Below are 4,956 nucleotides of genomic sequence, written 5' to 3'. Positions count from 1 at the left end.
CCCTACTCCCTACTCCCTACTCCCTACTCCCTAGCAATATATCAATACTATTTAATACTTGTTGAAACTCTTCGACTAAAGTCATAGCTTTAGTAGATAACATTTCTATATCCGTAGTTTCACTTCGTAGATCCTTCTCTAAGGAGCCAGCAGATTTGTAAAGAATCTCTGCCCCAATAGTACCTGCCAACCCTTTCAGGGAGTGAACAAGATGTAACCCCTTAGACAAATCTCCCTGATTTATGGCTGCCGGGATTTCATGTTTATAGTCTTCTTCACAGGTTTGAACAAGTCTCAGAATCTCCAGATAACTATTCCAGTCACCACCTATAAACTCTAAACCTAAATCGACATTCAAAACAGGTAGAGCTGCCAAAGTAGTCTCTGCAAGTTCAGCGTTTTCTGGAGAAACTGTGGGGAGATTATTTGTAGCTACAGAAGAACTACTAGCAGGAACAATCCATTTGCAGAGAGTTTCATATAACTTTTGGGGATTAACAGGTTTAGAGAGATGATCGTTCATCCCAACTTCCAAACTTTTGTTTCTATCTATATCCATAGCATTAGCTGTCATGGCAATAATTGGGACTGTGGCAAACCGTTTCATTTCACTGTTGTTCTCCCCTGCCAGACCACGGATCAGGCTGGTTGCCTCTAGGCCATCCATTTCTGGCATCCTAATATCCATCAAGATTAGGTCATAACTACGCTCATAAATTTTAGCGATCGCCTCTTTTCCATTGGTTGCAGAATCTACATTCAACCCCACCCTTTCCAATAATTCTATGGCAACTTGTTGGTTGATTAGATTGTCTTCTACCAGTAATATATTAGCTCCCTGAATTTCCTCCAGTGTTACCAAGTTAGACAATTCAGTTTCTCTGAGAACGGTGGATACAGGAATACCAGAAGTATCACTATGTTCCCTGGAATAGCCAAACTCTAGTTCAAAATGAAATGTACTACCTTTACCCAGTTCACTCTCAACCCCAATGCTGCCTCCCATAATCTTAACAAGACCTTTGCAAATTGCTAATCCAAGCCCTGTGCCACCGTATTTGCGAGTGGTAGAAGCATCAGCTTGTGTAAAGGATTCAAATAATGTTTCGATTTCAGAGTGATTAATACCTATCCCTGTATCCTTAATCTGATACTTCAGACGTACAGTTTCATCAGTAAAACTAAGCACTTCCACTGCAATAGTAACAAAACCAGTTTCAGTAAACTTTACAGCATTGCTTGCCAGATTCATCAACACCTCAGTTAAGCGCAGAGAGTCTCCAATTAAATATTGAGGAACATCATCCCCAACTTCAAAGACTAATTCTATTCCTTTTTCAGCAGCTTTGAGATTGAGAATATTGTCGATCTGATTTAAGACGCGATCTAATTCAAATGGAATAAATTCTAATTCCACTTTCCCAGCTTCGATTTTGGAAAAGTCAAGGATATCATTAATTATTTGCAGCAATGATTGGGCAGAACTCTGGATTTTGTTGAGGTAGTCTTCCTGATTAGGTTGAAGAGGGGTTTGTTGCGCTAAGTGGGTAAGCCCTAGAATACCATTCATTGGAGTCCGAATTTCGTGACTCATCAGGGCTAAAAATTCGCTCTTGGCAAGGTTTGCATATTCGGCAGTTTCTTTTGCCTCTCGCATTTTTTGATATGCTTTTGCTTGTTGGATAGCAATGGCAATGTGAACAGATAACCGTTGCACTAAATCAATCCCATCCCTTGTCCAGGTGTAGGTATGCCGATGACTCGCAATCATTAAACCCCATAGTTGCTTTTCTACAATAATAGGTACAACCAGGGCTGCACGAATATTAGAAAGCTTTTCTAGACTTAGCTGTGATTGATTTAGGTCATCTACTACCCGAATCTTACCCTGCCGATAATGCTCTATCCATTCTGGAGTAACCCAGACAGGATCGAGTTCTAAATCCAACAGCGATCGCTCACCTTCAGCAATTGACTCAGCAACCACAGCGTCAGAAGAATCAGGACAAAATTGGTAAATAATCGCCCGATGGCAGTGCAACAGTAAACGAAACTCTTGCACAGTTGTATCAAGAATGTTCTGCAAATCCCAGGATGAGCGGATCTGCTCCGTTACAGTCATCAATGATTTTTCCTTTTCTACTTTAGCCCTAAGCACAGCAGTCCGATCTTCCAGCAGACTCTCTAGCTCGGTAGTGCGATCTTCCAGCAATTTTATTCGCTCTGCCTCTAGGTGCATTACCCGTTGTTCCAAAATTTCCATTAACTGATCGACTTCCGGGCGATTTATAGCTTGCAAAACATTGGTTTGAGTAACGATGCCTACAAGTTCTCCTTGTTCACCTGTCACCACTAACCGACGGATATTTTGCTCCTCCATGAGCTGTTGAACAGCCCAAAGTGATTCCTCTGACTTAATTGCTAGAATTGGCTTACTCATCACTGCCTCTGCGGTGCAATTTTCTAGATTTAAGCCTAATGCCTGAAATCTTACTATGTCTTGCTCCGTTATTATCCCCACTGGAATTTTTTGGGGTTGTGTGGTTTTGCCACCAGGTTCTACAATGACGACGGAACTAATACTATGTTCTACCATAAGTTGGGCAATTACTAACACAGAAGTCTCCGATGCCGCACAAACTACCTCAGAGTTCATTACGTCCCTCACCAGAGGTAGCTTTAGCAAGTCATTTGGTTGGCATACTTGTCGCAAACTATCATAGGTCAATAACCCAACTAGCTGCTCCTGGTCATCTAAGATTGGTAAGTGACGAATTTGATGCTCCTGAAACAGGTTAATCATAGAAAACAAATCAGTAAAATCTGACTCACGCATGGTCATAACAAAACCTGTCATTATCTGATTCATTACCAACCGCTCTAGGGGTTGCCCCTCAGCACTAAGGCGCACCACGTCGCGCTCAGTCAGAATACCTACGACTTGATTTTCTTCAACTACTAACACGCAACTCGATCTTGCTCTTTGATGAGTATCTTTCTCTTGCCTTGCTTTTATTTTGCCAGAACTGCCTAGCGATCGCTCTTGACTCATCAGGGTCACAACTTCTTTTACTGTTGTATCTGAATTGACAACCAGGGGATTCGGAATTATTGCTGACTTCAGGTTTAACTGAGTCACCGTGCTGCGAACGGACACTTGACTAACACAGGCGCATAGTAACTCAGTTGTAAGATCTCCCTTAACCAGATAGTCTGCTGCTCCTAGTTTCATTGCTCGTACTGCAACCCGCTCATCCCCCATACCAGTTAGCACAATTACAGGTAATTTATCTTTAGGGTAGTTAGTGGCAATTGCTTCTAAAAATTCCAATCCATCTCCATCCGGTAGGTTGACATCCACCAAAGCAATATTTGGTTGCTCTGACTCCCACATTTCTATTCCTTCTTCTAAAGTTTCGGCTTCTATAATGTGGTAGGTGTTATGTTGGCATGATTTCAGATAACGAATGTAGCTAAGGCGATCTACCTCAGAATCATCCAGGAGCAAAATAGTTATCCGAGGCAATAAAACTTCAGGTGTGGTAGAATTACCCTTAGTATGGGAGTTTTGATTATGGGTTGGATTGGACATTTTTCTGCACTAGTAGTCGATACTCAGGAGTTAGAGAAAATATTTCAGGACTTACGCAAAAAATGAAATTACACACCATCTGTAGGAGAGAATGGCATTTATAGAGGGCTAATGCCATTCGCCCCTACGAGATATGGCGTTTCTGCGTAAGTCCTGTATTTGAGAAAGTATAACATAATCAGGATTACACATTTTTGAGTGCTAAACACTACATATAGCGCTACTTGAATCGGGAAAAGGGAACAGGGAACAGTAGACTGTTAAGGGGTTTTATAATTTATAAATTTCCTAACCTGAATGCGTAGTGCTATATATTGTAAATTATAGTTATGATTACCTATATACTCTATATATAGTTTTTTTTCTATACAGCGGTTTTCATTTCAGTAGACCACAGTAGGGACTAAACATGGTTAGTCCCTACTAGGTTTTGGTTGTGAAGATGTGGTTCATCAACTTGAAAAGCGCTGTATAATAATCAGGACTTACGCAAACTTGTAGATAATACCCTATCTGTAGAGGGCGAATGCCATTTATAGAAGGCGAATGCCATTTATAGAAGGCGAATGCCATTTATAGAGGGCTAATGCCATTTATAGAGGGCTAATGCCATTTATAGAGGGCTAATGCCATTTATAGAGGGCTAATGCCATTTATAGAGGGCTAATGCCATTNAATGCCATTTATAGAGGGCTAATGCCATTTATAGAGGGCTAATGCCATTTATAGAGGGCTAATGCCATTTATAGAGGGCTAATGCCATTCGCCCCTACGAGATATGTCGTTTCTGCGTAAGTCCTGTTTATAAACTATCAGGCAGAATAACTGTTTGAAACCAATAAGATAAAAAATTTTCTAGATACCTCTTTAAGTCTTGAATATTAACTGGTTTTTGCATATAACTGTTTACTCCTTTTTCGTAACAAATATGAATATCTTGTGGACTTGATGAAGTTGAAAACACAACTACAGGAATTTTTTTAAGTTGTTGATTATTTTTAATCACTTCAATTACTTCTCGCCCATCGGTTCCCGGCAGGTTTAAATCTATTAAAATTATTGTAGGACGGGGAGCTATTTCAGGATTAGAATATTCTCCTGTCTGAAACAGAAAGTCTAGTGCTTCATCTCCGTCTAAACAGTGATATATAGGATATTGAAAATCTAGCTTCCTCATTATTCTGGTTAATGCAACATAATCTTCCTCATTATCTTCAACTACTAGCAAAGATAAGTTTTTTTTTGATTATTTTGTGATTCATTTTTCGGACAAATTTTTCAGTTGGGTTGCTGTTAAACTAGGGTCGCCTCTTCCCATAATATATATATTGCCTTTTCCATCACCATAAACTGAAGTTCTAATT

General features: G+C 40.1%; 2 protein-coding genes. Both read right to left on the bottom strand.

Annotation, left to right across the window (positions count from 1 at the left end):
• Window positions 1-16 precede the first annotated feature (16 nt).
• Window positions 17-3,592, bottom strand: a complete 3,576-nt coding sequence (locus AFK68_RS10720) for a response regulator (RefSeq protein ID WP_094672694.1) — start codon at window positions 3,590-3,592, stop codon at window positions 17-19.
• Between the two features lie 802 nt (window positions 3,593-4,394).
• Window positions 4,395-4,820, bottom strand: coding sequence for a response regulator (locus tag AFK68_RS10715; RefSeq protein WP_094672693.1), 426 nt, complete (start codon window positions 4,818-4,820; stop codon window positions 4,395-4,397).
• Window positions 4,821-4,956: the final 136 nt, after the last annotated feature.

It is taken from the genome of Hydrocoleum sp. CS-953 (genome assembly GCF_002260545.1).
GTDB lineage: Bacteria > Cyanobacteriota > Cyanobacteriia > Cyanobacteriales > Microcoleaceae > Trichodesmium.
The sequence above is the reverse complement of the archived record's forward strand: the minus strand, read 5'-3'. Positions and strand labels throughout refer to the sequence as shown.